The sequence below is a fragment of the Lysinibacillus sp. NPDC097195 genome (assembly GCF_044762075.1).
In the GTDB taxonomy this organism is placed as follows: Bacteria; Bacillota; Bacilli; order Bacillales_A; family Planococcaceae; genus Lysinibacillus.
In genome coordinates this window covers 447142-472877 of the sequence record NZ_JBIWDP010000001.1, presented here as the reverse complement: position 1 = coordinate 472877, position 25736 = coordinate 447142, and the positions used below count along the sequence as shown (strand labels likewise).

The following is a 25736-nucleotide window of genomic DNA, read 5'->3' as shown; positions in this document are numbered from 1 at the left end:
CGTATGGAGGGGATGTGTCTTTTAGAACGATGAATTTATAGATCGTTTGCCCATTTTGTTAGCATAGTTGAAATGAGTGTTGCATACCTGTCTATCCAATAATCCGCTTCTTTTGGCGTGACCATTAACTGTGAATGGGAAGCGGCAAATGTCTCTTCAAAAAGCTGCTGACGTTCTTCTTTTGACCATGTTGCCCATTCACCAAAAATAGGTGTTACAAGGGACATATCAAGTTCTTTATTTATATCTGGTCGCCAAGAAGATAAGGATAATTTAGATGATGGCTTTCCTCGTTCTGCTACACGTGCAGCAATGGAGCGTAACATTACTTCTACTGCATCGGCAATTAAAACGGGTGCGTCAACAACAGTTGGAATACCGATAGCGGTAACAGGTATACCAAGCATTTCATACGAAATTTCTTTCCGCTGATTGCCGACACCTGAGCCCGGATGTATGCCAGTATCTGTAAGTTGAATAGTTTTACATAGGCGATCACTTGCTCTAGTCGCCAATGCGTCTACTACGATAATAAGTTTTGGTTGCAGACGTTCTGCTATTGCTGCAACAAATTCACCTGTTTCATAACCTGTTTGTCCTGTAACGCCAGGTGCATACATAACAAATTTATCATCGATTTGCTCTAAACTATGCAAATGATCGATCACATATGGTCCAATGGCATCGGGTGTAATCGTTCGATTGCCAAGACCTATAATTAAAATTTTATCATCTTCCTTCCAGGAAATTGATTCATGTAATGTTTTAAAGTTTGCCAACAACGCTTTTTCAAGTTGTTCAAATCCATCATGATCATCTATCGTAAGTGTTGGTATAGAAAGGGTTATATATTTCCCTTCCTTCTTGCCTATTTGCTCTTCACCTTCAGCATCTACTTGTACATCCGTTATTTTGACACGGCCAGCAGTGCGATCTTCGATTTGAATTCCACTCGATTGTTTCAGTGTGTCTTTTTGTTCTTTCGTTTGATGTAAAACGACTTCTTCCGATTCATCAATTAAATCAGTACGCTGCCAATTTAAGTTTTGCATTCAGTTCACCTCAAATTGTAGTTTGTTCAAACTGTCAAGTAAATATTCTTTGCATTTATCTATTGCAATTTAGCCTAGCCTTTGTTAAAATGATTTTTGTTGTATTGACACACGAAATCAATGAGAAGATATCATCTCGTACCTATTTTAGGAGGTGAAAGATATGCCAAACATTAAATCTGCGATTAAACGCGTAAAAGTTAACGAAAAAGCTAACATTGCTAACTCTCAAGCTAAATCTGCAATGCGTACTACAGTGAAAAAAGCTGAAAACGCTGTTGCTGCTAACGCTGAAAACGCACAAGAACTTTTACAAGCAGCTTACAAATCTTTAGATAAAGCAGCTTCAAAAGGACTTATCCACAAAAACGCGGCGGCTCGTAAAAAGTCTCGCCTAGCTAAAAAAGCGTAAGTGTTTATAAGATCAGTTTCTCTTCGGAGTAAACTGGTCTTTTTTCGTGTCTACCTAAAAAATCCACCTTGCCTATATCGGTAAATGTAAGGGCGACAACATCGTACATTACCTACTAATAGCAAAGTGGATTTTTTATTGTCCTGTTGTATCAAGTAGACGCTAAATTTCTAAATAAAAATTCAAGCATACTTCGATGTGAACAACTTAGGTTGCAGTTTAAAGTGAACCCGCGTTTTTCACGTCATAGAAAATGCTAATGAAAACAGAAGATACAATCTGTACTGCTAAATTAGCCGATTTAGGTATGGTATTTTTTGTATCAACCATACAATGATTGTTGAAATTACTAAGATTATTACTACTTGTAATGGAATGGCGAAAAGTGGCTTGACAAACAGCTCATTTCCTTCAAAAAAGTAAGGTCTGACTTTATCAAGAATCATGGCATGTACCAAGTAAACACCAAAGCTTGTTTGCCCAATTAGCTTGGTAATCTTAGTTGTTTGATAACTTCCACTAGCCACTTTACGATTAACCCAATATTTCACAAATACAAAAAGTGCGATGCTCATAATTATCACATTTGGACTAGAGTAAGAATAAGCATAGCCTGAAAATTGTCCTTGTTGCTCCGATAATGCCATTGTCCGCCAAATTGTTTCAACAGCCCCCACAATGCCTAATAAGTAAATACTGATACGCCATTTTGCTGATAGCTCAAATTTTGCTAAATAGTAGCCAAGTAAAAAGAAGCCGATATATTCACTTAGCGGGAAAAACAATGTAAATTCATTGCTCACAATATACGAATAATAGCGGAATATCCCATAAAACACTATCCATAGAACAACCACATAGCCTATCATTTGTTTCGAGGCATGATTAACGAAAATATTAAAAACAGGCGCTAGCAGATAAATACCTATAAGCGCATAAAAATACCACAAATGATAGTATATCTGATTATTAAAAAACATAATCAAAAACTCTTTCAAGGAATAGCCAGGATTCCACATATACGTTGCCCATGCATAATAAATAATGGACCATGCAATGAAAGGCAGTAAAATTTTATTGGCACGCTTTTTAAAAAAAGTACCCAATGGCTCTTCTTTGCGTCCAAGTAAAAGTGCTCCGCTAATCATTAAAAAAATGGGCACACACCATCGAGATAAGGCATTGTACACAATACCTGTTTGCCAATCAAAAACTGCTATTTTGTCATAAAGTACGACATAAGGAGTCGCAGCATGTAAAAGTAGTACGCCTAAAATGGCAATTGCTCGTAGGCTATCCATGTACTGAATTCGTGTTTGCACGTTCAAAAACCCCCCACGACATTATACATCCATTCATGCCCAACAAGTTAATATTTTTTACAATTGTCGTAGTAAAAATAGTTCTAAATAGCGCTCACGATTGCCTCCAGTTGTTTTTAACTGTAAATCTACTTCTGCCAATTGGTACAATGCCTTTAACAAACTCTCTTCAGATGGACGATTGCGCTGCTCTACCATTAGCTTGACACGATAAGGATGGATTTTTAAATTTTTGGCAATTTGCTGTGGGTGATAACCTTTTTTCAGTAAGTAAAACACATTTGACATCGTTCGTACATTCGAGGCGAGAAGCCCAACAAGCATGATTGGCTCTTGTTTTTGGCGCAATAAATCATGGTAAATCGACAATGCTGCTACAGGGTCATTGGCAAAATAGGCATTTAACATTTTAAAGGCATCTTGTTCGAGTGTTTTCGCCACTAAATCCTCAACTAACGTTGTTGTTATTTCTCCGCCGTCCCCTACGTATAAAGTTAATTTTTCAATTTCCATTTGTAGTTGTAACATGTTTGAACCAACCATTGAAACAAGTTGTTCAATAGCACTTTGCGTAATGGTATTGCCATGTGCGTTGACAAGCCCTTGAATCCATACTGCCAAATCTTGCTCTTTTGGCGTTTCTGCTTGGATGACAAAAGCATGCTCTTTCATCATTTTTGTTACTTTTTTACGTTCATCTAGTTTTTCATACGGTGCAATAAATACCGTTACCGAAAAATCTGAAGGGTTGGCTAGCCATGCCTCCAAACGTTTCACATCATGGTCGATTTTTTCCTTCCCTTTTTCAGTCGCTTTAAGAAACGATGCATTTTTCGCAATAACAAGCTTGCGCTCTGAAAAAAATGGAATAGTATCTGCTTCATCAAGTACGACATCCACTGGCATTTCTGCCAAATCAAAAGTGCTCATTTCGATTTCTTCTTCAGTGCCAAGTGCTTCTTTTAAACGCTTTACTGTTTCATCTATAAAATAGCTTTCCTCACCAATAATTAAATAAACTGGTGCCAGCTCACCTTTTTTTATTTTGTTCCAAACCGTTGAAATCATAATATTTTACCTCCATATAGCAATACTACTAGTATACATGATTTAGTTTGCAATGTGACGTTGAGCTAAATTGTGTCCATTCCTTGCCATAGTTGGGAATTCATCTTTTCGATATAGCTTTTATGAAAACGATGTCTTATAATAAATAACAGAATTGGAGGGATGACAATGAATCCATTTGAAGGTAATAATATACAATGCAAACGCAACGACGCTATCGATTCAGGCGTTGGTTTCGGCGTATCTTTTGGGGTCTTCACTGTTATGTTCATCATCGCAGTAATAGTAGACTTCGTCAGCATGTAAGCTACCTTTTATACCAATGAGAAAGACCTTGTTCACTGATGGACAAGGTCTTTTTCTGTCTGAGTATACCAATGATCACCATCAAACATTACTTCTATCGTTCCATCTATACCCGTGGTTTTCGTCGCTAATTGACGTTGCCTAAAACGTTCGACAACGACTTCATGCGGATGATTATAACGATTGTTACGTCCTGCACTGAAAATGGTTAATTTGGGTTGCAGGTGCTCTATAAATGGTTCACTGCTAGATGTTTTACTACCGTGATGCCCTGCCTTTAATAACGTAATATTGGCTAATTGCTTTCCATATCGTGTTAATAACTGTCGCTCGCCAGCTTCTTCTAAATCGCCTGTTAAAAGTGCACGGAACCTTCCTTGCTGCATAAATAATACAATGGAATCATTATTGCCCTCATAATGGGTATCTCGGGGGGATATATAGTGGAAATTTGCAGAGCCAACACGCCATGACGTCCCTTCCATTTTTTCCTTTACAGGTACTTTTTGTGTCATCGCTACCGCTAATAAATCTTGCATTGCTGGTGTATCCAGAGAGCCTGGCGTCACATGGATTTCACGCACTGTAATTTCCTCCAGCACTTCTTCTGCTCCCTCTACATGATCTGCATCTGGATGTGTGAGAATCAAAACATTTATTTGGCGAATGCCTTTTCCTTTTAAGAACGGGACCACAATCTGTCTACCGACCTCATAGGGCCGATTTGAGGCCTTCCAAGCCTCTTGCCTATGTCGCAATACACCGCCCGTATCCACCACGTATACAGCCCTTCTAAACGGTAATTCAATAACCGTACAATCGCCTTGACCTACATTTAAAAATGTCAGTCTCGTTTCGTTATTGATCATCGGGGCAAAATGAATGCAAAGGGCAGGTAGTATGAGCGCAATAGCTACTTTGCTGTACTGTCTAGCTTCTAAAAAATAGAAGCTCAGAAGTACGCTGATAAAAGCCACACAAACAAGCCATAATGTTGGTTTGCCAGGCGTCCATAGTTGCAACGGCAAAGCTTGTAAAAATAAAATTACCTCCGTTAGCCAACTTCGCATTGGTTCATATACTTCAAATAAAAGTTGTGCTAAAGTTTTTGAGAAAATTGTCATTATCAGTAAAAGCATATTCATTGGTAGAACGACAAAAGAAAATAACGGCACAAAGATAATATTTGCAAAAAATGCTGCAATGGATAGTTCGTAAAAATAATATAAGAGTAGCGGATAAACAAGTAGTTGGCATACACAAGTTATGAAAAATGATTTTTTTAACCAATGTCGATCTTGCAAAATTACATTTGAATATATAAGACTAGCGGTTGCCAAATAGGATAGCTGGAAGCCAATCTGAAAAATAACACTTGGCTCGAGTAAGACAAAGCCAATAAAGCTAATTGCGAGTGCATCATCTACCGGCATCTGCCATCTTGTAAAGCGTATTAGCAACACTAGTTCCACAACAGAGACAGCACGAACTACCGATGGTGCTCCGCCCGCTAGTACACCATACATAGGTAACACAATGAGTAAGACTATTGTGGCCATCTCTTTTCGAATACCCAAACGTAATAAACTTTCATGAAACAACCAAGACACGATGGCTACATGTAAGCCAGAAATCGCAAATAAATGCGTGATGCCAAGCTTTTGATATGCCCGCTGAAGCTCTTCATCTACATGATCCCGTAAACCAATAAGCAACGCCTGTGCCTCTGCTACAAGGGATGGTGGAAACGTAGTCTCAATATGGTTTTTTAAGTGCCATCTATAATGGGCAAGAATGATGGCTAGTGATTTTTCTTTCGACACCAACGACCAGTTCTTCACTTCATAAATACCCCTTGCACCTTTACTCTCCAAATATTTTTCAAAGGAAAAGGCATATGGATGTGCAGGCGGATTAGGAGCAATTAGTTCACCTTGTACACGATAGGTAAACCCTGTAATCGATGTATTTTCATAATAATATTTTTCTTGCTCTGAAGACAATGTATACATAACATAGAGTTTTTCACCTGACTCAGTTTTTGCAAATCCACTAAGTCGCTGACCATTTATCTTATAATCGCTTGTCCAAGTTAATTGAAAAGTTGACGGTAAAGAGGATGGTTCCGTCAATCGAATGGAAGTAATAAAGAAGAAAGTAAGAAGTCCAACACTTACAACGAGTGCTGAAATAAACATGGTCTCACCTTTTAAAGTAAGCCATAACACTAACAACAGCATACAAGCTAATAGCCAAGCTGTCTTGTGTGCCGCTAAGGAGGCAACAAGAACAGCTAGTGCTATATATATCATTTTATGCTTTATTGTATTTTGCCAAATAATGCACTCACCTTCTGTTCATAAGGGAGCAATTTTTCAGCCGGCATGCCACTTTCACGTAACGCATTTAGCATGTCTATGTACAAATCTAATTTTTCATTTCTTAAAAAGTCAATTTTTCGCTCCTCAAACGGAACATGTAATACCTCTACGCCTGCTTTTTTAAATAATTCTTGAGCATATGGATTATTTTTATAATCTGTTGCATAATAAACCCGTTCAATTCCAGCCTGAATAATTGATTTTGTACATGGTAGACAAGGAAAATGTGTTACATACAGGTCCGCCCCTTTTGTTGGCGTACCGTACTTGGCGCATTGTAGAAGAGCATTCATTTCTGCATGTATCGTACGCACACAATGATTGTCAACAACATAACAACCCTCTTCAATACAATGTTCATCACCAGTAATTGAGCCGTTATATCCTCCTGCTATAATACGTTTATCACGTACAACCGTCGCACCGACTGCTAGTCTTGTACAAGTACTACGTAACGCGAGTAAATGGCTTTGTGCCATAAAAAATTGATCCCAAGTAATACGCTCCATATGACTACCTCCAAAATTGATTACAAAATTTTAACAAACTGTGCATCACTGCAGCAGTCACTTTTCTACTATAGTGTAGCCCTTTAGGAAAAGGGTCGTCAACCACACAGGCTAATTTAGTTGACTGTGATTGAATCCTTCAGTTTTTCAAATGTTTTTTCGCCAATTCCTGTCACTTTTTTGACATCCTCTATCGTGTGAAAGTGACCATTTTCCTCACGATACGCAATAATACTTTGCGCTTTAGATGGGCCAATACCTGCTAAAGTTGTCAGTTCCTTATCATCAGCTTTATTGACATTGACCTTATTGTGCGTTGTTGTCGTCTGGCTTTCGCTAAAATTAGCATAATGAATACTAGCTAATGCTTCATCGAGCTTTTCACCTTTTACAGGTATATAAATCACCATTTCATCTTGCACTTTTTGGGCATGGTTAATAAGACGTGGATCAGCATCCTCGCTATAGCCACCTGCAAGCTGAACTGCATCAATAATTCGTTGTTCAGGCATAAGTTCATAGACGCCTGGATGCAATACTGCACCCTTTATATCAATTAGTACCCGCTGTACGACCGCTTCTTCTTCGGCAGGTTCTGTTAACGCTAGTTGTTCTGTAGGTTGGATTGTTTCGATGAGCTCTTCTTGGGGAGGTGAAGAGTCAATACTCGAAAAATAGAAGTAACAAAGTCCACTGATGCCAAGTATGCTAGGGAGCAGCACACTTTTTCTATACTTTTGCCATAAAGATTGGAACATTGTACCATCCTTTCGTTGCAAAAGGTAATCATATGGAGTTAACTTTATGATATACTATCACGCATTTATTGAAAAGATATATGATGTCATGAGCTAAAAAATCCTTCCTACAAGGAAATTTTAGAACGCAAAATCATTCAGTTTAATAGCCGTTATAGTATTGTTTTGCCAATCCGACTGAATAGCACTATAAAGAATACCATCTGTAACGCTACCATCTGCATTTTCCCACGCACTTCTTAAGTATCCTTCTTTTACAAAACCCGCTTTCGTAAAACATTTCCGCATGCTTAAGTTATCCACTCTTGTATAACCCTCTATCCGGATTTTATCCTTTTCTCCAAAAAGATAATTTTGCAGCCAACGGAGCGCATGATGGCCATAGCCTTGTCCCCTATATGTTGCATCTAACCTTATATCGAATGTTACGATGGAATCTTCTATATCTTCAATACAAATAAAGCCTATTTTTTTATCGTGGTCAATCATCCAATATGATTCTCTTCCGTTTTGATAATACCCGTCGTCAACCATTTGTTGTATCGTTTCCTCTTTAATTTTTCTATGAATATGATAATCCCAACTATTCGTTAACATAAATGTTTTCAAATCTTCAATTTCATTTGAAAAAAGTTTATATTCCATTTCCTCGCCCCGTTTGTTATTTTACTTTTTATGGAACTTCATCTTTATAGTACGACTAAATACTTGTTATAACAATGCTAAATTATAATTTAAAGCATAAAAAAAGTCCGGCACAATGCCGAACTTCCATTTACATCAATCCTGAGGCAAACAGCTTGTTTGCTTTCAAGTTTCATATTATTTTTTATTTCACTGCACGTATAAAAATACGTTCACTGTCATACTCAGGGGCTTCTTCTGTAAAGTCAGCTGTAACTTCTACATCTGTAAAGCCAATGTCACGAAGCCATGTCATGTATTGCTCAATAGGAAAAGTACGTTGGTTATGTTCCTCATCAAAACGTTCATACAAATTGCTTGCAGCATCTCGCACATAAAACGTCATTTGATGAACCACTGAATGTTCATATTCCCCTTGCTCTGTATGCCATACGTAGCTAATATCTCCATCATCATACGTAAATGGCCCGTCTAAAAAAATGTCATCCATTTTATATAAAGAATGGACATCGAAGAACAGTTGACCACCTTGACGCAAAGATTGAAAAATTCGTTCTAACGTTGTATAAACAGCAGTTTCTTCCATCACATAATTGAGTGAATCAATGGCAATCGTTACAACATCCAGAGCCTCAAAGCCATCCAATTCATGCATCGACATGCAAAATAACGGTACTTGTAAACCTGCCTCTGTCAATCGCTCAGCCGCAATTGCAAGCATATCTTCCGACAAGTCAATGCCACTCACTTTATAGCCGGCATTTGCTAGTAGAAGACCAAGCACACCAGTGCCACAGCCAATATCCAAAAGCTTTGGAAAATGTTCGCTTGGCGCATGTTGTTTAATCCATTCCACATAAAGATTATATGGAATATCCGTTTGCAGCTCATCGTAAACATGCGCAAAACGCTCATAGCTACTCAACTTACGCCTCTGGTACGTCTAATTGTGGTGCATCGCCCCATAGACGCTCTAAGTTATAATAAGCACGCTCATCCTTGTGGAATACGTGTGCAACAACATCGCCAAGGTCTACTAAAATCCAGCGTGCGCCATCGAAGCCTTCAACACGACGAATTTCATGCCCCTCTTTCACTGCTACATCTTGTAATTCACGTGCAATCGCTTGTACTTGGCGATCTGAATTTCCGTGTGCAATGATAAAGTAATCTGCTAAAAGTGAAATACCTTGCATATTTAAAACGACAATATCCTCACCATGTTTGTCGTCGATTGCTTTGTAAGCTGCTTGTAATAAAGTTGAAGTCATCCTTCACTGTCCTCTCTTTTCATCATATCGTTGTAACATGCTATAGATAGCGGATAGATAGCCTGCTTTGTATCAATTAAAAACGCTAAAGTATGACGTATGCAGGCACTCATTGCCTTATCTAAATTTTTTTGTGCTTTTTTGCGCAGATGTTCTACACCTTCGAATTTTCGATTCGGTTCAATCATATCTGCGACAAAAAGGATTTTTTCTAGTCGACTCATTGCTACACGTCCAGTCGTATGGAAACGGATGGCATTTAAAATATCTTCATCCGTAATGCCAAATTCACTTTCAGCAATAAACGCGCCAACTGGTCCATGTAGTAATTCGCTGCCCCAGCCAATCAGCTGTTGATCTAATTTTTCACGTCGAACGATTTGCTCCATCCAGTCGATATCAGCATACTTGGCAATATCATGGAGAATAGCTGCTGTTTCAGCCTTTTTTTCGTCCTCACCATAGATGTTCGCTAATGCAATGGCTGTTTCCATTACACCCATTGTATGAATATAACGTTTCTCAGGCATGCGAGGTTTAATCGCTGCTAGATACTGTTCGCGTTCCATAAAGACCTTCCTCTCGTATAAACGTCTCTACCGCTTCTGGCAGTAAAAACGTTACCGTTCTACCAGTAGCAAGGCGGTCACGAATCAGTGTAGACGATAAATCGATTTGGGGTACTTCCACCATTAATACCGGGTACTCCGTACGGGCTTCTGTTCTTGGACGCTTCACGCCAACAAATTGCACAAGCTTCACCAGCTCGTCAATTCGATACCACGTATGAAGTGAATCAATCATATCCCCACCAATGATAAAGTAAAACTGAACAGTAGGCTCCCTTTCACATAATGCAGCAAGTGTGTTATATGAATAGGATACGCCTCCCTTATCAACCTCATACGGCTCTACACGAAATTGCGCATATGGTTGAATGGCACGTTCTACCATTTCTAACCGCTTCGCATCACTCGCATCATGGGGAGCTTGTTTATGAGGTGGAAGTGCATTTGGCAAAAAACGTACTTCATCTAATCCTAATGCATGAAATACTTCGTTTGCCATCATTAGGTGCCCAATATGTGGTGGATTAAACGTACCGCCAAGTAAACCGACCTTCTTCATCGTTTCACCTTATTTCGCTGCTTTTGGTAACACAATTTTTTTGTTGTTACGTGATTCTTTATATAAAACAACTGTTAAACCAATTAATTGAACTAGCTCAGCATGTGCACCTTTCGCAAGCGCCTCTGCCACTTCATGTTTATCATCTTCACAGTTATCTAAAATACGCACTTTAATAAGCTCACGTACTTCTAATGCTTCACGAATTTGCTTTGTCATTTCGTCATTCACGCCGCCTTTTCCTACTTGGAAAATCGGTGTTAAATGATGTGCTTCTGCACGTAAAAAACGCTTTTGTTTACCTGTTAACATAAAAATTATTGTCCTCCTAATTGCGCTTTTAATTGCACAATCATTGAATTTGTATTTGGATATTCATCGAGCCAGTAATGGAACGCAATCGCACCTTGATGGACGAACATACCAAGACCTGTTACTACAGTCGCTCCTTTTTCCACAGCCGCTTGTAAAAAAGGCGTCATTAATGGATTATACACAATATCTGCAACAATTGCGCCTTTTGTTAGTCGATTCAATGAAAACGGCATTGAAAAATCACCTGTCACTAAGCCAGCTGACGTCATTTGGACTAAAATACCAAAATCAGCTAACGATTCCTCCGCTTGCGCTAAAGAAATTGCACGCCCTGTTCCTAATTCATCAATTATTGCCTGTGCATTGCCCACTGTACGGTTGGCAATCGTTAAATTCGTGTACCCTTGTTGTTGCATGGCAAAGGCGATACCACGGGCTGCTCCGCCTGCTCCAATTAACAGCACGGGTTTGTCTTTATGGGATTGGCCGACCGCTTCTTCTAGTGAGCGCACAAAACCAAGTCCATCTGTATTGTAACCTTTTAACTTACCATCTCGTGTGCGTACAACGGTATTGACCGCGCCCATTTTTTGCGCTAACTCATCTAGCTCATCTAAATAAGGAATGATTGCTGTTTTATGCGGAATGGTTACATTCCAACCACTTGCACCTAAAGTTTTTAAAGCAACAACAGCTGCCTCTAACTGATCTGATGTCACATGTACTGGAATATAAGTAGCATCGATTGCCATTTCCTCATACCAACTATTATGCATTGCTGGTGATTTAGAATGCTCAATCGGATCGCCAATGACTGCAAACCACTTCTTCATGTCCTAGACCCTCTTCTCTTCTTATCTCTATCATGAAATACCCTTGCATAAATTGCATTCAATTTTTCGAGCCTGCTCGGGTAAGCTCTTAATAAAATGTAATCGTGGGCATTCACAGTTGTTTATTGCATTAGACATGCATCCTTCACTTTACCGCCATGAAGGATGCAGCTCGTTAAATAAGTGATGGACGAATGGATACTTGTACACCTTTTGGCGCATATGCAGCAATGACGACATTGGCATGCTGTACTGTAATCCAACCAAGACCAGAAAAAACAACATCTGTTTTTGCTTCTTTAATTGAAAACTCATGACGAACTAATTCTGGTAGCTTGTCGATAAAGTCTGCAGTTGGCGGTGCTAGTAATTCACCCTTATGCTCTGCGTATAACGCATCGGCTTTTTCTAACTTTGTGCGGTGGATTGGCAGATCATTTGCCACATGGATTGTAAATGCTGAACGTTCACCTTGTATAAAATCAAAGCGTGCAAGTGCACCAATAAATAACGATTGACCTGGATTTTGCTGATACACTTTCGGCTTAATTTCTTTTTTGGGCATAATATATTTTAGTTCACTTGCATCAATATAATGTGCCATTTGATGGTGATTAATAATCCCAGGCGTATCATATAATGCACTACCATCATCGAGTGGAATTTCAATCATATCCAATGTAGTACCAGGGAAATGAGAGGTAGTAATAACTTCTCCTTCACCCGTAGCCTGTTTGATGACGCGGTTAATAAACGTGGATTTCCCGACATTTGTACAACCTACTACGTAAACGTTTTGGCCATTGCGATATTGATCAATAGCCTCCATAGCTTCAGCCATTCCTTTGCCTTTATGTGCACTAACTAGTAGCACATCTATTGGTTGTAAGCCTAATGCCTTTGCCTCACGTTTAAGCCAGTTAATAACCTTTTTCGGTTTTACTGATTTCGGTAGTAAATCGGCTTTATTTGCTACTAATAGCACTGGGTTTTTGCCAACAAAGCGATGCAGCCCTGGCAACCAGCTACCATTGAAGTCAAAAATATCAACGATTTTTACGATTAAGCCTTGCTGTGTTCCAAGACCATTTAAAATACGTAGAAAGTCGTCATCTGTTAATGACACAGGTTGAATTTCATTGTAATTTTTCAAACGGAAGCAACGTTGGCAAATGACCACGTCTTTTTCTAATGATGATGGGGGTGCGTACCCTACTGCTGTTTTATCTTCTGTTTGAATTGTCGTACCACAGCCAATACAATTTGGCATTTCGTTCATTCTTTTTCCTCCCAAGTAATTATTCCTTTACGTTTTAAATCATTGAACACACGACGCTCAACGAAACGATTAAATTTTGTTACGAGCCCATCCGATTGTGCAACTGGTTTTACTAAAATAGTATGCAGTCCTAAACGGTTGGCACCCATTACATCTGTTAATAGCTGGTCTCCTACCATTACTACTTCATTTGGACGTAATCCTAATTGTATTACGGCACTGTAAAAGGCATTACGAAGAGGCTTTCTCGCTTTATGAATATAAGGAATTTCAAGCGGATCAGCAAAATGCTTTACGCGTGCTTCTTTATTATTCGATGCAATAATAATGCGAATACCTGCTTCCTTCATAATACGTAGCCAAATAATGAGCTCTTCTGTGGCATCTGCACGATCCCATTCCACAAGGGTATTATCTAAATCTGTAATAATCCCTTTAATGCCTAGTTCTTGAAGCTTTTCTGGTGTAATTTCAAAAATGCTTGTCACAAATTCATCTGGTAATAAAAAATTATACAAAATAGCGACCCCTAATCTAAACGTATTATTCGACCATTATAGCATATTTGCAAAGGCTTCACCCATGCGAATTGGACTTCCTTGCACAACATTATCCGTAAATGTAATGGCATCTTTTTCAAATAGCATCACGACTGTTGAACCAAAGGAGAAATAACCGACTTCTTCACCTTTTTGCCATTGCGCCGATGTATTTGTCAGCACGATTGAGTTAACAAAGGTAGCACCGACTTTTATAAAGGCCACATGCTGCTCATTTGCCACTTTTAACTCTGTTACAAGACGATAGTTGTGGGAAATTGGCTTTTTGCCATATGTCAGTCCAAGCTGATTGACTGGGAAAGATGTTTGGCCAAGTGTATATTGGCGTAAAACTGTGCCATCAATTGGGCTATGGATACGATGATAATCAGCAGGACTTAAATAAAATACAATAAAATGTCCATCAGCATATTGTGCAGCGCGATCTTTATTGCCTAGTAAATCTTCCAGGGCATATGGCTTGCCTTTGACAAGAAAAGTCATATCCCATTCGATGCGTCCGAATGATTCCACTTTTGCATCCACTGGACTCGTGAAGACTAAAGGATTTTGGTCAACTGGTCGTGCATCCGTTAAAAGCTCTCTTGTAAAAAAATCATGCAAACTTGAAAATTGTTGCGGTTTTTTTGAAACTTCTTCAAGGTTAATATCGTATATTTTCATATAGCTTGGAATTATTCGCTTACTCCACTTCGCTTTAGCAATAGTTTGTAAAAGCTGGGAAGATTGTTTGCCATTCGTTAATTCTATTAAGCGTTGGTATAGTTTTTCTTTCATAAAGCAAAACCCCTATCGATTAAATTAGACTGTCAATTTTTTCGCATCCGAAGTATAATGGTACAATATCTTAAGTGCAAAGGAGTGATCCGCCTTGTTTTTTTATCACAAGTTGGTGGATACGACGGTTAAGAAAATGAAATCGCACGCAGCAAACTTCATTACTATTAGTAATATGTCTTTTGGTGGCGCGGCTATAATGGCCACTTTACATGAATACTATAGCTATAGCGTCTTGTTTATCTTTATTGCTGCTCTTCTCGATCGTTATGATGGGAAAGTAGCGCGCGCGCTCGGACAAGTGTCTGAGTTAGGTAAACAATTAGATTCTATGAGTGATATTATATCATTTGGTGTAGCACCTGCATTATTAATGTATGAAGTTGTGCTCGTAGACTTTGGTTTCGCGGGCATGATGATGACCGTTCTTTATATCGTCTGCGGTGCGATGCGATTAGCTCGCTTCAACATTAGTGAAGCAAACGGTTATTTTACTGGGCTACCGATTACAGCTGCTGGTACGCTATTAACTTTAACGTATTTTGCGTCAAATACGTTCCACCCAGCTTTTTATCTTTTCTTTCTTCCCATTTTAGCGTTACTAATGATTAGTACATTCACGTTAAAAAAAGTGTAACAGCATTTGCTGTTGCACTTTTTTTCATTGAACGCCGTTTCTTAACATATACTGTCGAAAAATGGGGAAAGGATGAAATCATTCAATGAGCGGAATTTTTACTTCTATGTTGCAGTTATGGTTTGAAATCCCTGCACTATTCGGTTACTTAAAGGGGCAAACATTCCATAAACCCTTTTCTAAAGAAGAGGAAGCTGCTTGTATTGAACGATTTTTAGGTGGTGATGAGCAAGCGCGTCTTGATTTAATCGAGCGCAATATGCGACTAGTTGCACATGTGGTTAAGAAATTCCATCCAAAGCATGAGCAACTCGATGACTATATTTCCATTGGTACAATCGGTCTGATGAAAGCTGTTGAAAGTTATACCCCTGATAAAAAAACACGCCTCGCTACGTACGCAGCTCGCTGTATTGAAAATGAAATTTTAATGCACTTACGGACACAGAAAAAAGTACAAAAGGATGTATCTTTATTTGAACCAGTTGGTACCGATAAAGATGGCAATGCATTGCAAATAGGTGACATGCTACAATTGGATGAAGAAAGTGCAACAGAAAAATTAGAACATAAAGAGCATGTTGCACAGCTGTATCAATATTTGCATATGCTGGATGACCGTGAGCTTGAAATTGTCACACTCCGCTATGGCTTAAATCAACACGATGCCTTAACACAAAAAGAAATTGCTGCCCGTTTAAATATTTCTCGAAGTTATGTATCTCGCATTGAAAAGCGAGCACTCATTAAACTCTATCAATTTTACAAAAGAGATCAAAAGTCTATTGAGTAATTTATTGTAATGTGTTATTCATAAAAATTCAATGTCGAAAATTATGAAATTGTTTTCCTCCGGCCAACTAGGGCCTCACAGCCCTTCTATGCCGTCGTATTTCACGGTAGTTTCTTTGACAACAAAAAGCTCCTTTTTAGCTTTAACAGCCTCAAAGGAGCTTTCTAAACAGGATTAATGAGTCGTATCTGTAAGCTCAGCCGAAATAAGCGTACCGATTAGCATCGTAATGATGACAACACCTGCTGTTAAAAATAGCATCATAAATACCTCCCATCTAACTATGAAGAGCATTAATTATTGCCATTGTAGCATTGCAGAGATGTTACGACTGTGATTTTTCTCACTCTTAAACTGTTGATTTTGTCTATTTCATGTAAATTTAGAGAGAGGCAATCGCTTTTAAGACAATTTGTGTAGAGTGCTTCGCTGCTACTGGTAAGAACTCATCAAAGCTGATGTTCGATTCTTTTCCGGCAATATCTGATAATGCGCGAATAACAACGAATGGTGTGCCGAATTGATAGCATACTTGAGCAACAGCGGCCGCTTCCATTTCAACAGCTTTCATTTGAGGAAAATGTTGACGCACGGCTTCCACACGTACAGGATCATTCATAAAAGCATCGCCTGAACAAATTAAACCAATACCATATTGGTGTTCTCCAACTGCTTTTACGGCTTCTTCTGCCACTTTCATTAGCTTAGCATCTGATTGGAAAGCAGCAGGCATACCAGCCATTTGACCAATTTCATAACCGAATATCGTGACATCGACATCATGATGGCGTACTTCATCAGAAATCACAACTGCCCCTACTTCTAGTGACTCATCATAGCCACCAGCAGAACCCGTATTAATTACTACATCTGGTTTGAATTCATGCAATAATATTGTTGTAGACATTGCCGCATTGACTTTGCCAATACCGCTTTTTAATAAAACGATTTCTTTTCCTTCATACGTCCCTGTTGTGTATTCACTGCCTGCAATGGTTGTACTTGACGCATCCTCCAAAGATGCACGTAATAACTCCACTTCTTCTTCCATTGCACCAATAACTGCGATTTTCATGAATTCATTTCTTCCCTTCTAGTATCCTACTTACTTAATTGATGCCATTGTCAAATCGGCATCTGAATTTGCTTCATCCTTCACAATCAATAAAACATCAAGCGATTGTTGCACTATTAAAGGTAGCACATTTTTAGTCAATAAAGATAAAAATATTAAAATCAGCCACTTTCGTTAATAGGCCCCTTCTAACGTATTCAATTGTTCTAGTTTCACAGGTAGCCAGCCTTCGTTATCAATCCATTCCATGCTGACACGATACATCTCACTTTTATCTTTTGTAGAAACCGTCGCAATTGCTTTATTAGCACCACCATTATTTTGCACACGCCAAACAATCATATTATCATTTGTAATACCGGTAACAGCAGTAACAGTCGCAAGCTTCTCAGCCCAATCCACAGATTGACTATCATATGATGACACATGGGCACCTGTTTGCGTTGTAGGCGTTGGTTTCCAATTTTTATCTGTCACAACACGCTCCACGATAGGATCGTCTGACGTTGTTTCTACTGCCGTATTTTGCTCAGGTTGCTGTTCTTCCTCTGATTGTTGGTCTTCCTCACCAGATTGCTCATCCTCAGTTCGCTGATCGTCTTTATCTGAGCTATCATTCTTTGTTGGAGGTTCCTTGTCACCATCGTCGTTCTTTTGCTCCTGAACCGCTTCCTCGTTCACGTCATCTTGTGCGTCATCTTGCCACTTAAACACATACATTGCCGTTAAAACAATCAGTATTATGACTATGCCAATTAAAACATTCAATATTTTATCTAGCTTTTTATTGCGAGATGGCTGTAAATGACGACTGCTTCGTGTTTGTCGTTCACTCATGAAGTCTCCCCCTCTCTAGCCATTATTCTATCAAGTTCCACTCCGCTTGCAAAATAAAAACAGTTAGCTTCCCCTAAGAAAGAGAAGCTAACTGCTTGTACAACTGTAATTATTTAATTGAAAGAATTTTTACTTTCATCTCGCCGCCAGGTGTTTGTACTACTACTTCTTCACCTTCTGCTTTGCCAAGTAAGCCTTTGGCAATTGGTGATTCATTCGAGATGCGGAATTCCATTGGGTCTGCCTCAGCTGAACCGACAATCGTATAAGATTCTTCATCAGAAGCTGGTTTACCATCGATAAGTTCAACGAATGTAACCGTTTTCCCAAGAGAAACTACACTGTTGTCTGTTTCATCTTCAGTAATAATGACCGCGTTGCGAATCATTGATTTTAATGTAGAAATACGACCCTCTAAAAAGGCTTGTTCTTCTTTTGCTGAATCGTACTCAGCGTTTTCAGAAAGATCTCCGAAATCACGTGCAATTTTAATACGTTCTACGATTTCTTTACGTGTTTCTGTTTCTAATTTTACTAATTCTTCTTCTAATTTTCGTTTACCCTCTGCAGTCATTGGGTACTGTTTTTCGTTTGACAAAGTACTTCACTCCTTATTTCATCAATATAAAAACACAAAACTCGATCAAATGCTTAGTTAATGCACTTAATCGAATTTTATTATTTTTAATCCATTTCAAAATACGCTTTGACCTAATAGTATGCATGCCTTACAAAAATATGCTTTGAAATTCATGTAAATATTGTCAATACCACTCTATCTTATTACAATACGTTGTCAGTTTCAAGAATAGTTTTAATTTTCGTTACCATCAAATCAATGGCAACTCCATTTTCTCCACCTTCAGGAATAATGATATCAGCATAACGTTTAGTCGGTTCAATGAACATATTATGCATTGGGCGCACGGCGGATAAATACTGCTCTATGACAGAATCTGTAGTACGTCCACGCTCTTTAATATCTCGGAGAATACGACGAATAATGCGTAAATCAGAATCCGTATCAACAAATAGTTTAATGTCCATTAAATTACGTAAGTCCGCATCCTCTAATACTAAAATTCCTTCTAGTATAATGACATCTACTGGCTCTACATGGATAACTTCTTCAGCACGTGTATGCTGTACATAGTCATAAACAGGCTTGTCAATAGGCTGACGCTTTAATAATGTTTTTATATGGTCAATTAATAAATCATTATCAAACGCTAAAGGATGATCATAATTCGTCCCTAAACGCTCTTCAAATGTTAAATGACTTTGGTCTTTGTAGTAATAATCTTGTTCAATTACAACGACAGAATGCTCGCGGAAAACATCATAAATAGCACGTGTCACACTCGTTTTACCTGAGCATGAACCACCAGCGATTCCGATGACAACAGGACGCTTGATTGCCATTAATTATTCTCCTTTCGCATCATGTTATGCGGTTGAAGTGGTGTCTCACATTTAAATTTAACGATTTGTAATGGATGACGAGCCGCATCTAGACTATTGCCATCCTCATCCCAAATTTCTCCCATTGTCATGCGGAAATTTTCGATTTCAGGACCAAAAAATTCTACTTCATCACCAGGTTTAAAATAGTTACGTTGTTGCATCGTTACGATTTTTGTCTCTGGGTCATGCGCTAAAATAAGCCCTGCAAATTCGTACGTTGTCTTACGACCATGCTCACCAAACATTTGCTCCTCGTGTCCTGGTGCATCATGGAAAAATGCCTCCGCAGTGTCACGGTTCGCACATTTGTCTAACTCTTCTAACCATTCACGTTTAATTTTAAAGTTTTCAGGATCTGCACAATAAGCATCAATCACTTTGCGATAAACAGATACAACTGTAGCGACGTAGTGAATAGATTTCATGCGACCTTCTACTTTCAATGAGTCAATGCCAAGTTCAATCATATGCGGAATCGCTTCAATTAACTTTAAATCTTTCGGACTCATTGCAAACGGTGCATGATTATCATCGAAAAGCGCCTTTTCCTCACCATCTTCTAGTTCGTAAAGATCATAGTCCCATCGACAAGATTGGCAGCAGCCACCGCGATTCGAGTCACGTGCTGTCATATGGTTTGACAGTACACAACGGCCTGAATAAGCGATACACATAGCGCCATGAACGAATGCTTCGATTTCAATATCGACCTTTTCCTTCATAAGCTTCATTTCTTCGCCGCCAACTTCACGCGCTAACACCACTCGATGTAAGCCTTCTTCTTTCCAATATTGCACAGCTTTCCAGTTTGATAAAGACTGTTGTGTCGAAAGATGAATTTCAAGTTTCGGTGCAGCCGTGCGACATGTTTCAATAATAAGCGGATCCGCAACAATAATGCCGGTAACGCCAGCTGATTCAATATCTTTTAAGTATTGCTCTAAGCCATCCATGTTTTCATTATGGGCAAAAATATTCGTTGTTACGTAAATTTTCGCACCGTATTGATTGGCAAAATCGACACCTTCACGCATCTCTTCAATAGAGAAATTATCCGCGTTGGAACGTAAGCCGAATTCACGGCCGCCAATAAATACTGCGTCTGCACCATAGTGAACAGCTACTTTTAATTTTTCTAAGCTACCTGCAGGGGCAAGTAGTTCAGGTTTTTTTGTAATGACGCGCTTGCCGTCAACTATTTCACGAATTTTGTCATTTTGTTCTAATGCCAATGCCATGTTCTTGCCACCTCCTAGTAAACTGTTTCTTTGAAGATAAAGCCAGTATCGAGTGGTCGAATAGCAGGCTGGATTTCTTCAATTTTAGCCAATAGATCATCTTTAATATCGTCGTATGCATCTTCAGATTCGTCAAAATATGTGTCAATTGCTTGACGATATGCTTCCGTTACAGTGACTACATAGGCTGGCGTTTGTAAGACACCTTCGATTTTAAGTGAATCGATGCCTGCTTCAAACAACTCGCCCAACTCATCAATAATACACATATCATTTGGACTGAATATATGCGTACCGTTGGCATCCTCATAAATAGGGTACTTATTGTTACGCTCGTCATCATGAAGGAACATATTACGGTTTTCTTGGCGGTTTTCAATCTCCATCACTTTATCTTGGTATAAGAAATAATGACCAAGTAACGGACGTTTTGATTGGAACATACATGTCATGCCATGAACTTGTACTTCCACTTCGACTTCCGCATTTTCTTTAATTTCTAGTACTTCTTCTAATGAAAGCTCACGTGCTAGCACTGCTCGTGTTGCACCACGTTTACCCCAGTAGTTAGCAGTAAACCAGTTTGTCGCTGTTGTTTCTGGGTTCCAGTGTAATGGAATTGTCACACCTTGCTCACGACGCACAATAATTACTGCAGGGTCACCGTAAATTAAACGGTCAACACCAATACGTTGCATTTCTTTTAAGTATTCGCCTAAGGCATCTAGTTTTTCATTATGGAAAAGTGCATTCACTGCAACATAAACCTTTTTGCCTGCTGCATGAATTAACTTTGTTGCTTCTTCTACTTCGCTGACAGAAAATTCTCCTGCTAGACGAAGACCAAATTGTTGTTCCCCAATGACAAAAGCATCTGCTCCAGCTGTTAACAATGCTTTAACATGGTCCACTGATTGCGGTGTGACAAGCAATTCAGGTTTTTTCATAGTCGTCACCTCTTCAAACATAATAATAAGCCATCACCGACTGGTAAGAATGCACTTGTATAGTCCGGATGGTGCATAATCCAATCAGTAAAGTTTTTTAAATTTCGAATCATAGTCCGCTTGCGACGTGGCACGTCCTTCAAGTCCAAATCCGACAAGCCATGCATATACATATTGTCGATATACAAGACGCCCCCGGACTTTACAAGAGGAGCATATTTTTCGAAAAATCGTTGATATTGTCCCTTCGCTGCATCAATAAAAATCGCATCGAAAGTTGTGTCAATTGCCTTATCATCCACTTCTAAGGCATCGCCTTCAATTACTGTAATACGATTTGCAACTGATGATCGTGCAATATAAGCTCTTGCTTTTGCCACACGCTCTTCATCACGTTCAATCGTCACAATATGAACATTCGGCAAAGCGTCTGCCATACGGATTGCTGAGTAGCCAATTGCCGTGCCAATTTCTAATATTTTTGACGGATTTTGAATACGAAGCAATTGATTGAGTGCATCGATTCCAGCTAGTTGCATAATTGGGACATGATTTTCTTCCGCATATGCTTCCATTTCTAAAAGCAAGTCATTACGTGGTTGAATAAATGATTGTATATATGCATCCGATAATTCCATTGTAAAATTCACCCTCATTTAAAAGGAAACGAGCACTTTCCCGTTGTCCAAACTTCATCGTCACTTTCCTACAAAAAGAAAAAGACCAAACGTGATGTCTTGGTACTTTGCCATACAAAAATGAGCAATTGTTTGTCGATTGCACGAAACAATTGCCACCACGTATTAATTGATTAAAAATCACAATTTATAATAGCACGAAAATAGAAGGAAAGCTATTTTTCTTTCCTTCTACCCATTTTAGTGTGCTATATTTCGCCACTAATTACTTACAACTACTTAATATATTGAGCTTTCTTTTGCAAATGCTCATCATATGTTTTCGAGAAGTGGTTAACTCCATCTTTATCTGCTAAGAAATAAAGATAATCCGTTTTGCTCGGATTTAACGCTGCTTCAATCGATGTTTTTCCTGCACCAGCAATTGGGCCTGGCGGTAAGCCTTTATTTTTGTAAGTGTTATAAGCATTTTCTACTTCTAAATCTTCATATAACACGCGGTCTTTATGTGAACCAAGTGCATATAAAACAGTTGGGTCTGTTTGTAATGGCATCCCTTGTTCAATACGATTATAGAATACGCTTGCGATTGTTTCACGATCTGTTTGCGCTGTAGCTTCTTCCTCTAATAAAGAGGCAAATGTTAATAGTTGATGAACAGACATTTGTTTTTCCGCTAGTACTTCACTGTAATTTTTCACAACATTATTCATCGCCGCTACCATTTCTTCCGCAATTGATTCTAATGAAGGCTTTTCTTCAAAATACGAATAGGTTGCAGGGAATAAATAACCTTCTAAGTCATAGCGAATATTGTCCGCTAAAACTGCGTCTGTCACTAGTTCCGGATAATTAGCCATCATTTTTTGAACAAATTCTTCACTTGTCACTAAATCCATAAATTCTTTTTGTGTATATGGCGTTTTCTTTTCAACGATTTTGCCAATTTGATCTAATGTCAGACCTTCTGGCACTGTCATTGTAAAGATTGGTTCACGATACACCTTCCCTGTTTTTAAGCTTTCGATAAGCTCGTCCAGTGTCATTGCTTGCGTTAAATCATAATTACCTGCTTGGAATTGTGATTCATTTTTAAACTTTGCATAGTATTTAAAGACTTTTGCATCTTTAATAACGCCCTTTTTCTCCAATAAAGCCGAAATCGAGCTTAAACTAGAACCAATTGGAACTTCCACAGCTATGGTTTTTGTTGCATCCGGGTCCACTGGTTTTAGTGCGCTTTTTACGTAGTTGTAACCCATTAATCCGATAATGCCAAATACTAAGACAAACGTAATGGCTATAATAGCTACTATTTTTCTCACGACTTTTACCTCAGACTTTTTTTTCTGCATTTTTGTAAACATTTCTTGCTTCTTTGAACCGTTATCCACGGGTTTCCCCCCTATCACTATTCAATATCATACTAGAAATCAACTTTTACGACAAACAGAAATGGATAATTCGGGGGAATTTGCACTTATAAAAACATCTTTGTCCATTCCTATCGCTGATAAAATCGCGCAAATCGCTTGTAGCAGCCGTACAAACGCCGGTAAAACCGTGCGAATCGCCGATAGGTGCAACCAATCGCCGGTAGCAGCCCTATAGTCAACACTAGCCCTTATTTAATCACTATGGTCGCGTAAGTACACAACAAAGTTAGACGTTCACCTAGGAGTCGTTACGGGCTTTATCTTGATAAAAAAAGTATACTCGAAGCCATCGAGTATACGTTAGACCATACTATCTACAAATCATTCAAAATATCTTCGACAAAATCCCATTCTTCATCTGTTTCAATCGGTAGCAAATCCTCAATTGATCCATCTGCTCCAGGTACATACTGTGCAGCGAAAATATCTCGCTCTTCCATCGGCTCATCTGAGACAGCAACATAGAGAACATAGGATTTAGCAAATTGTTCAGAAGCAAATGTATGAATGACTTCGCACAGCTGATCTGTTCCATCCTCATTCGTCACCGTAATAAGTTGTGGTTCTTCCTGGAATTCATCAAGCAGTGTGAGCACTACTTCATTAATCATTTCCCATTCACTTTCTGATTCAACAGGCTGTAAATTAGTCATTTCACCGTTGTTATCATCATAATCAAATGTCATCGCTGAAATATCTCCAGGAATTTCTTGTCCATTTTCATCGATTAGTGAAAACAACACGTATGATTTTTCCTCCGCATCAAATGTAAAAACAACACGACATGTTTGCTCTTTACCATTTTCACCGATTATGATAAATTCTTGCGTTTCTTCGTTCATTTGTAGTCCTCCCTTTACTCTCTATGTGTTTATTCTTACTACTTAAGTATGCAAAGTAGATGGCGTAAAAAAAGAACAAGGACCGCTTGTGCCATCCTTGTTCCTTACACTCTGAAATGAAAACAATTATTCTTCGTCTTCGTCCTCTAAAGCGTTTAAAACGTCTTCTACCATGTCCCACTCTGCTTCTGTTTCAATCGGTGTTAATTCGCCATCTTCACCGTTTTCAGATGGTACAAATGAAGATACGAAGATTTCTACAGAACCATCCTCATCTTCTTCAGCGCCTACCATTGAGTAAAATACGTAAGATTTGCCGAATTCAGGAGACTCGTGAACGTGAATTACTTCGCAAAGCTGCTCGTTTCCGTTTTCATCAATCACTGTAATGTGTTGTACATGTAGTTCTTCTTCATGGTTGTGCTCGTGTGCCATGTTTGCCACCTCATTAATTAATTTTTGCTATCTAAATAGCCTTGTAAAATCATCACAGCCGCCATTTTATCAATGACTTGCTTGCGTTTTTTGCGACTTACGTCCGCTTCGATTAGCATGCGCTCGGCAGCCATCGTCGTCAAACGCTCATCCCAAAGTTTAACCGGTAGTGAGAAAGTTTCTTCTAATAACTTTTTATAGTTTTCAGAAGCTTCACCACGCGGTCCTACCGTATTATTCATGTTTTTCGGGAATCCTACAACAAATTCAGTGATAGTATATTCCTTCACTAGCTCAGCAATACGGTCGATGCCGAATTCGCCATTTGCTTCATCAATTTTTACGGTTTCAATACCTTGGGCCGTCCAGCCAAGAGCGTCGCTTATTGCAACGCCAACTGTTTTCGACCCAACGTCTAATCCCATAATTCTCATTTCTAGCCCTCGTTATTCTTTTTGATATAAAATTTAACAAGCTCTTCTAGAATTTCGTCACGCTCTAGCTTGCGAATTAAATTACGAGCATCCTGATGGCGAGGAATATACGCCGGATCACCAGAAAGTAAGTAACCGACAATCTGATTGATAGGATTATATCCCTTTTCCTCTAGTGAAGAATGTACTTTCAACATTACCTGCTTGACTTCCTGTTCCATTGATTCTTCTGGAAAATTAAATTTCATCGTTTGATCAAATGAACTCATGACCAGCACCTCGCTTTCAGAAATAAGGAGATGTGCAAAGAAGCTCATCTCCAATTTCTCTTTATTATAACCGAT

At 38.8% G+C, this 25736-nt stretch carries 32 protein-coding genes; 4 read left to right on the top strand and 28 right to left on the bottom strand.

Annotated features, from left to right (window positions below; translation table 11 throughout):
* Positions 1–35: 35 nt before the first annotated feature.
* On the bottom strand, positions 36–1052 hold the full coding sequence (gpr, locus tag ACIQXI_RS02355; RefSeq protein WP_402921260.1) for a GPR endopeptidase: 1017 nt from the start codon (positions 1050–1052) through the stop codon (positions 36–38).
* 163 nt (positions 1053–1215) lie between these two features.
* On the opposite strand from gpr, the gene rpsT reads away from it, so the two are divergent.
* Positions 1216–1464, top strand: coding sequence for a 30S ribosomal protein S20 (rpsT, locus tag ACIQXI_RS02350; protein ID WP_402921258.1), 249 nt, complete (start codon positions 1216–1218; stop codon positions 1462–1464).
* A 287-nt stretch (positions 1465–1751) separates the two neighbouring features.
* On the opposite strand, the gene ACIQXI_RS02345 is transcribed toward rpsT, so the two are convergent.
* The gene (locus ACIQXI_RS02345) at positions 1752–2786 is read right to left on the bottom strand and encodes an acyltransferase (protein WP_402921255.1); all 1035 of its coding nucleotides are present in this window, start codon (positions 2784–2786) and stop codon (positions 1752–1754) included.
* Between the two features lie 57 nt (positions 2787–2843).
* A complete protein-coding gene (gene holA, locus ACIQXI_RS02340; protein WP_402921253.1) occupies positions 2844–3854 on the bottom strand; it encodes a DNA polymerase III subunit delta in 1011 nt (336 codons plus the stop codon).
* 168 nt (positions 3855–4022) lie between these two features.
* Between holA and ACIQXI_RS02335 the strand changes: the two genes are divergently transcribed.
* The gene (locus ACIQXI_RS02335; RefSeq protein ID WP_402921250.1) at positions 4023–4160 is read left to right on the top strand and encodes a YqzM family protein; all 138 of its coding nucleotides are present in this window, start codon (positions 4023–4025) and stop codon (positions 4158–4160) included.
* 32 nt (positions 4161–4192) lie between these two features.
* Here the strand turns inward: ACIQXI_RS02335 and ACIQXI_RS02330 are convergent, their stop codons facing one another.
* The 13 genes from ACIQXI_RS02330 to ACIQXI_RS02270 form a co-directional block, all read right to left on the bottom strand.
* Positions 4193–6472 (bottom strand): DNA internalization-related competence protein ComEC/Rec2, encoded by a 2280-nt coding sequence (locus ACIQXI_RS02330; RefSeq protein ID WP_402921247.1) that lies wholly within the window; start codon positions 6470–6472, stop codon positions 4193–4195.
* Between the two features lie 8 nt (positions 6473–6480).
* The gene (locus ACIQXI_RS02325) at positions 6481–7050 is read right to left on the bottom strand and encodes a ComE operon protein 2 (RefSeq protein ID WP_402921245.1); all 570 of its coding nucleotides are present in this window, start codon (positions 7048–7050) and stop codon (positions 6481–6483) included.
* A gap of 116 nt (positions 7051–7166) precedes the next feature.
* Positions 7167–7808 carry a helix-hairpin-helix domain-containing protein gene (locus ACIQXI_RS02320; protein ID WP_402921242.1) on the bottom strand — a complete coding sequence of 214 codons (642 nt, stop codon included), beginning with the start codon at positions 7806–7808 and terminating at the stop codon, positions 7167–7169.
* Positions 7809–7928: 120 nt separating this feature from the next.
* Positions 7929–8453, bottom strand: a complete 525-nt coding sequence (locus ACIQXI_RS02315; RefSeq protein WP_402921239.1) for a GNAT family N-acetyltransferase — start codon at positions 8451–8453, stop codon at positions 7929–7931.
* Between the two features lie 184 nt (positions 8454–8637).
* Positions 8638–9378, bottom strand: a complete 741-nt coding sequence (locus tag ACIQXI_RS02310) for a class I SAM-dependent DNA methyltransferase (RefSeq protein WP_402921236.1) — start codon at positions 9376–9378, stop codon at positions 8638–8640.
* A gap of 1 nt (position 9379) precedes the next feature.
* Entirely contained in the window at positions 9380–9724 is a 345-nt protein-coding gene (gene rsfS / locus ACIQXI_RS02305; protein WP_340823538.1) for a ribosome silencing factor, read from the bottom strand.
* The gene (gene yqeK / locus ACIQXI_RS02300; protein ID WP_402921233.1) at positions 9721–10293 is read right to left on the bottom strand and encodes a bis(5'-nucleosyl)-tetraphosphatase (symmetrical) YqeK; all 573 of its coding nucleotides are present in this window, start codon (positions 10291–10293) and stop codon (positions 9721–9723) included. The genes rsfS and yqeK overlap by 4 nt, the downstream gene beginning before the upstream one ends.
* Positions 10262–10852: a nicotinate-nucleotide adenylyltransferase gene (locus tag ACIQXI_RS02295; RefSeq protein WP_402921230.1), complete on the bottom strand. Its 591-nt coding sequence runs from the start codon at positions 10850–10852 to the stop codon at positions 10262–10264. The genes yqeK and ACIQXI_RS02295 overlap by 32 nt, the downstream gene beginning before the upstream one ends.
* Before the next feature lie 9 nt (positions 10853–10861).
* Positions 10862–11164, bottom strand: coding sequence for a ribosome assembly RNA-binding protein YhbY (gene yhbY, locus ACIQXI_RS02290; protein ID WP_402921227.1), 303 nt, complete (start codon positions 11162–11164; stop codon positions 10862–10864).
* Between the two features lie 5 nt (positions 11165–11169).
* The gene (aroE, locus tag ACIQXI_RS02285; protein ID WP_402921224.1) at positions 11170–12000 is read right to left on the bottom strand and encodes a shikimate dehydrogenase; all 831 of its coding nucleotides are present in this window, start codon (positions 11998–12000) and stop codon (positions 11170–11172) included.
* A 175-nt stretch (positions 12001–12175) separates the two neighbouring features.
* Positions 12176–13279 carry a ribosome biogenesis GTPase YqeH gene (gene yqeH / locus ACIQXI_RS02280; protein WP_402921221.1) on the bottom strand — a complete coding sequence of 368 codons (1104 nt, stop codon included), beginning with the start codon at positions 13277–13279 and terminating at the stop codon, positions 12176–12178.
* Positions 13276–13797, bottom strand: a complete 522-nt coding sequence (locus ACIQXI_RS02275; protein ID WP_402921218.1) for a YqeG family HAD IIIA-type phosphatase — start codon at positions 13795–13797, stop codon at positions 13276–13278. Before ACIQXI_RS02275 ends, yqeH begins: the two co-directional genes overlap by 4 nt.
* A gap of 36 nt (positions 13798–13833) precedes the next feature.
* The gene (locus ACIQXI_RS02270) at positions 13834–14616 is read right to left on the bottom strand and encodes a phosphatidylserine decarboxylase (RefSeq protein ID WP_402921215.1); all 783 of its coding nucleotides are present in this window, start codon (positions 14614–14616) and stop codon (positions 13834–13836) included.
* Positions 14617–14752: 136 nt separating this feature from the next.
* Between ACIQXI_RS02270 and pssA the strand changes: the two genes are divergently transcribed.
* The gene (pssA, locus tag ACIQXI_RS02265; RefSeq protein WP_402925623.1) at positions 14753–15253 is read left to right on the top strand and encodes a CDP-diacylglycerol--serine O-phosphatidyltransferase; all 501 of its coding nucleotides are present in this window, start codon (positions 14753–14755) and stop codon (positions 15251–15253) included.
* 85 nt (positions 15254–15338) lie between these two features.
* The gene (gene sigK, locus ACIQXI_RS02260) at positions 15339–16046 is read left to right on the top strand and encodes an RNA polymerase sporulation sigma factor SigK (protein WP_402921212.1); all 708 of its coding nucleotides are present in this window, start codon (positions 15339–15341) and stop codon (positions 16044–16046) included.
* 382 nt (positions 16047–16428) lie between these two features.
* On the opposite strand, the gene mtnN is transcribed toward sigK, so the two are convergent.
* From mtnN to ACIQXI_RS02200, 12 genes are all read right to left on the bottom strand, one after another.
* Positions 16429–17121 carry a 5'-methylthioadenosine/S-adenosylhomocysteine nucleosidase gene (gene mtnN, locus ACIQXI_RS02255; RefSeq protein WP_402921209.1) on the bottom strand — a complete coding sequence of 231 codons (693 nt, stop codon included), beginning with the start codon at positions 17119–17121 and terminating at the stop codon, positions 16429–16431.
* 174 nt (positions 17122–17295) lie between these two features.
* The gene (locus ACIQXI_RS02250) at positions 17296–17958 is read right to left on the bottom strand and encodes a YrrS family protein (RefSeq protein WP_402921206.1); all 663 of its coding nucleotides are present in this window, start codon (positions 17956–17958) and stop codon (positions 17296–17298) included.
* 109 nt (positions 17959–18067) lie between these two features.
* On the bottom strand, positions 18068–18556 hold the full coding sequence (greA, locus tag ACIQXI_RS02245) for a transcription elongation factor GreA (RefSeq protein WP_402921203.1): 489 nt from the start codon (positions 18554–18556) through the stop codon (positions 18068–18070).
* Positions 18557–18741: 185 nt separating this feature from the next.
* Positions 18742–19380: a uridine kinase gene (udk, locus tag ACIQXI_RS02240; RefSeq protein ID WP_402921201.1), complete on the bottom strand. Its 639-nt coding sequence runs from the start codon at positions 19378–19380 to the stop codon at positions 18742–18744.
* Positions 19380–20660, bottom strand: a complete 1281-nt coding sequence (locus ACIQXI_RS02235) for a peptidase U32 family protein (RefSeq protein ID WP_402921198.1) — start codon at positions 20658–20660, stop codon at positions 19380–19382. The genes udk and ACIQXI_RS02235 overlap by 1 nt, the downstream gene beginning before the upstream one ends.
* A 14-nt stretch (positions 20661–20674) precedes the next feature.
* Positions 20675–21607 carry a peptidase U32 family protein gene (locus ACIQXI_RS02230; protein ID WP_402921195.1) on the bottom strand — a complete coding sequence of 311 codons (933 nt, stop codon included), beginning with the start codon at positions 21605–21607 and terminating at the stop codon, positions 20675–20677.
* 5 nt (positions 21608–21612) lie between these two features.
* The gene (locus ACIQXI_RS02225; protein ID WP_402921192.1) at positions 21613–22245 is read right to left on the bottom strand and encodes an O-methyltransferase; all 633 of its coding nucleotides are present in this window, start codon (positions 22243–22245) and stop codon (positions 21613–21615) included.
* A gap of 275 nt (positions 22246–22520) precedes the next feature.
* Positions 22521–23639, bottom strand: a complete 1119-nt coding sequence (mltG, locus tag ACIQXI_RS02220) for an endolytic transglycosylase MltG (RefSeq protein WP_402921189.1) — start codon at positions 23637–23639, stop codon at positions 22521–22523.
* 356 nt (positions 23640–23995) lie between these two features.
* The gene (locus ACIQXI_RS02215; RefSeq protein ID WP_402921186.1) at positions 23996–24523 is read right to left on the bottom strand and encodes a DUF1292 domain-containing protein; all 528 of its coding nucleotides are present in this window, start codon (positions 24521–24523) and stop codon (positions 23996–23998) included.
* Between the two features lie 126 nt (positions 24524–24649).
* The gene (locus ACIQXI_RS02210; protein WP_024363115.1) at positions 24650–24958 is read right to left on the bottom strand and encodes a DUF1292 domain-containing protein; all 309 of its coding nucleotides are present in this window, start codon (positions 24956–24958) and stop codon (positions 24650–24652) included.
* A 17-nt stretch (positions 24959–24975) separates the two neighbouring features.
* On the bottom strand, positions 24976–25392 hold the full coding sequence (gene ruvX, locus ACIQXI_RS02205; protein WP_024363116.1) for a Holliday junction resolvase RuvX: 417 nt from the start codon (positions 25390–25392) through the stop codon (positions 24976–24978).
* 2 nt (positions 25393–25394) lie between these two features.
* The gene (locus ACIQXI_RS02200) at positions 25395–25661 is read right to left on the bottom strand and encodes an IreB family regulatory phosphoprotein (protein ID WP_024363117.1); all 267 of its coding nucleotides are present in this window, start codon (positions 25659–25661) and stop codon (positions 25395–25397) included.
* Positions 25662–25736 lie beyond the last annotated feature (75 nt).

Excerpts from the sequence above, each read along its gene's own strand:
- ACIQXI_RS02200 (WP_024363117.1), bottom strand. The coding sequence starts at position 25,661 with ATGAGTTCATTTGATCAAACGATGAAATTTAATTTTCCAGAAGAATCA.
- holA (WP_402921253.1), bottom strand. The coding sequence starts at position 3,854 with ATGATTTCAACGGTTTGGAACAAAATAAAAAAAGGTGAGCTGGCACCA.
- yhbY (WP_402921227.1), bottom strand. The coding sequence starts at position 11,164 with ATGTTAACAGGTAAACAAAAGCGTTTTTTACGTGCAGAAGCACATCAT.
- gpr (WP_402921260.1), bottom strand. The coding sequence starts at position 1,052 with ATGCAAAACTTAAATTGGCAGCGTACTGATTTAATTGATGAATCGGAA.
- yqeH (WP_402921221.1), bottom strand. The coding sequence starts at position 13,279 with ATGAACGAAATGCCAAATTGTATTGGCTGTGGTACGACAATTCAAACA.
- ACIQXI_RS02230 (WP_402921195.1), bottom strand. The coding sequence starts at position 21,607 with ATGAAAAAACCTGAATTGCTTGTCACACCGCAATCAGTGGACCATGTT.
- sigK (WP_402921212.1), top strand. The coding sequence starts at position 15,339 with ATGAGCGGAATTTTTACTTCTATGTTGCAGTTATGGTTTGAAATCCCT.
- mtnN (WP_402921209.1), bottom strand. The coding sequence starts at position 17,121 with ATGAAAATCGCAGTTATTGGTGCAATGGAAGAAGAAGTGGAGTTATTA.
- ACIQXI_RS02325 (WP_402921245.1), bottom strand. The coding sequence starts at position 7,050 with ATGGAGCGTATTACTTGGGATCAATTTTTTATGGCACAAAGCCATTTA.
- aroE (WP_402921224.1), bottom strand. The coding sequence starts at position 12,000 with ATGAAGAAGTGGTTTGCAGTCATTGGCGATCCGATTGAGCATTCTAAA.
- ACIQXI_RS02210 (WP_024363115.1), bottom strand. The coding sequence starts at position 24,958 with ATGGCACACGAGCACAACCATGAAGAAGAACTACATGTACAACACATT.
- ACIQXI_RS02270 (WP_402921215.1), bottom strand. The coding sequence starts at position 14,616 with ATGAAAGAAAAACTATACCAACGCTTAATAGAATTAACGAATGGCAAA.
- ACIQXI_RS02225 (WP_402921192.1), bottom strand. The coding sequence starts at position 22,245 with ATGGAATTATCGGATGCATATATACAATCATTTATTCAACCACGTAAT.
- pssA (WP_402925623.1), top strand. The coding sequence starts at position 14,753 with ATGAAATCGCACGCAGCAAACTTCATTACTATTAGTAATATGTCTTTT.
- ACIQXI_RS02235 (WP_402921198.1), bottom strand. The coding sequence starts at position 20,660 with ATGGCATTGGCATTAGAACAAAATGACAAAATTCGTGAAATAGTTGAC.
- ACIQXI_RS02320 (WP_402921242.1), bottom strand. The coding sequence starts at position 7,808 with ATGTTCCAATCTTTATGGCAAAAGTATAGAAAAAGTGTGCTGCTCCCT.
- ACIQXI_RS02335 (WP_402921250.1), top strand. The coding sequence starts at position 4,023 with ATGAATCCATTTGAAGGTAATAATATACAATGCAAACGCAACGACGCT.
- ACIQXI_RS02295 (WP_402921230.1), bottom strand. The coding sequence starts at position 10,852 with ATGAAGAAGGTCGGTTTACTTGGCGGTACGTTTAATCCACCACATATT.
- rsfS (WP_340823538.1), bottom strand. The coding sequence starts at position 9,724 with ATGACTTCAACTTTATTACAAGCAGCTTACAAAGCAATCGACGACAAA.
- ACIQXI_RS02330 (WP_402921247.1), bottom strand. The coding sequence starts at position 6,472 with ATGATATATATAGCACTAGCTGTTCTTGTTGCCTCCTTAGCGGCACAC.
- ACIQXI_RS02250 (WP_402921206.1), bottom strand. The coding sequence starts at position 17,958 with ATGAGTGAACGACAAACACGAAGCAGTCGTCATTTACAGCCATCTCGC.
- udk (WP_402921201.1), bottom strand. The coding sequence starts at position 19,380 with ATGGCAATCAAGCGTCCTGTTGTCATCGGAATCGCTGGTGGTTCATGC.
- rpsT (WP_402921258.1), top strand. The coding sequence starts at position 1,216 with ATGCCAAACATTAAATCTGCGATTAAACGCGTAAAAGTTAACGAAAAA.
- ACIQXI_RS02315 (WP_402921239.1), bottom strand. The coding sequence starts at position 8,453 with ATGGAATATAAACTTTTTTCAAATGAAATTGAAGATTTGAAAACATTT.
- yqeK (WP_402921233.1), bottom strand. The coding sequence starts at position 10,293 with ATGGAACGCGAACAGTATCTAGCAGCGATTAAACCTCGCATGCCTGAG.
- ruvX (WP_024363116.1), bottom strand. The coding sequence starts at position 25,392 with ATGAGAATTATGGGATTAGACGTTGGGTCGAAAACAGTTGGCGTTGCA.
- ACIQXI_RS02215 (WP_402921186.1), bottom strand. The coding sequence starts at position 24,523 with ATGAACGAAGAAACGCAAGAATTTATCATAATCGGTGAAAATGGTAAA.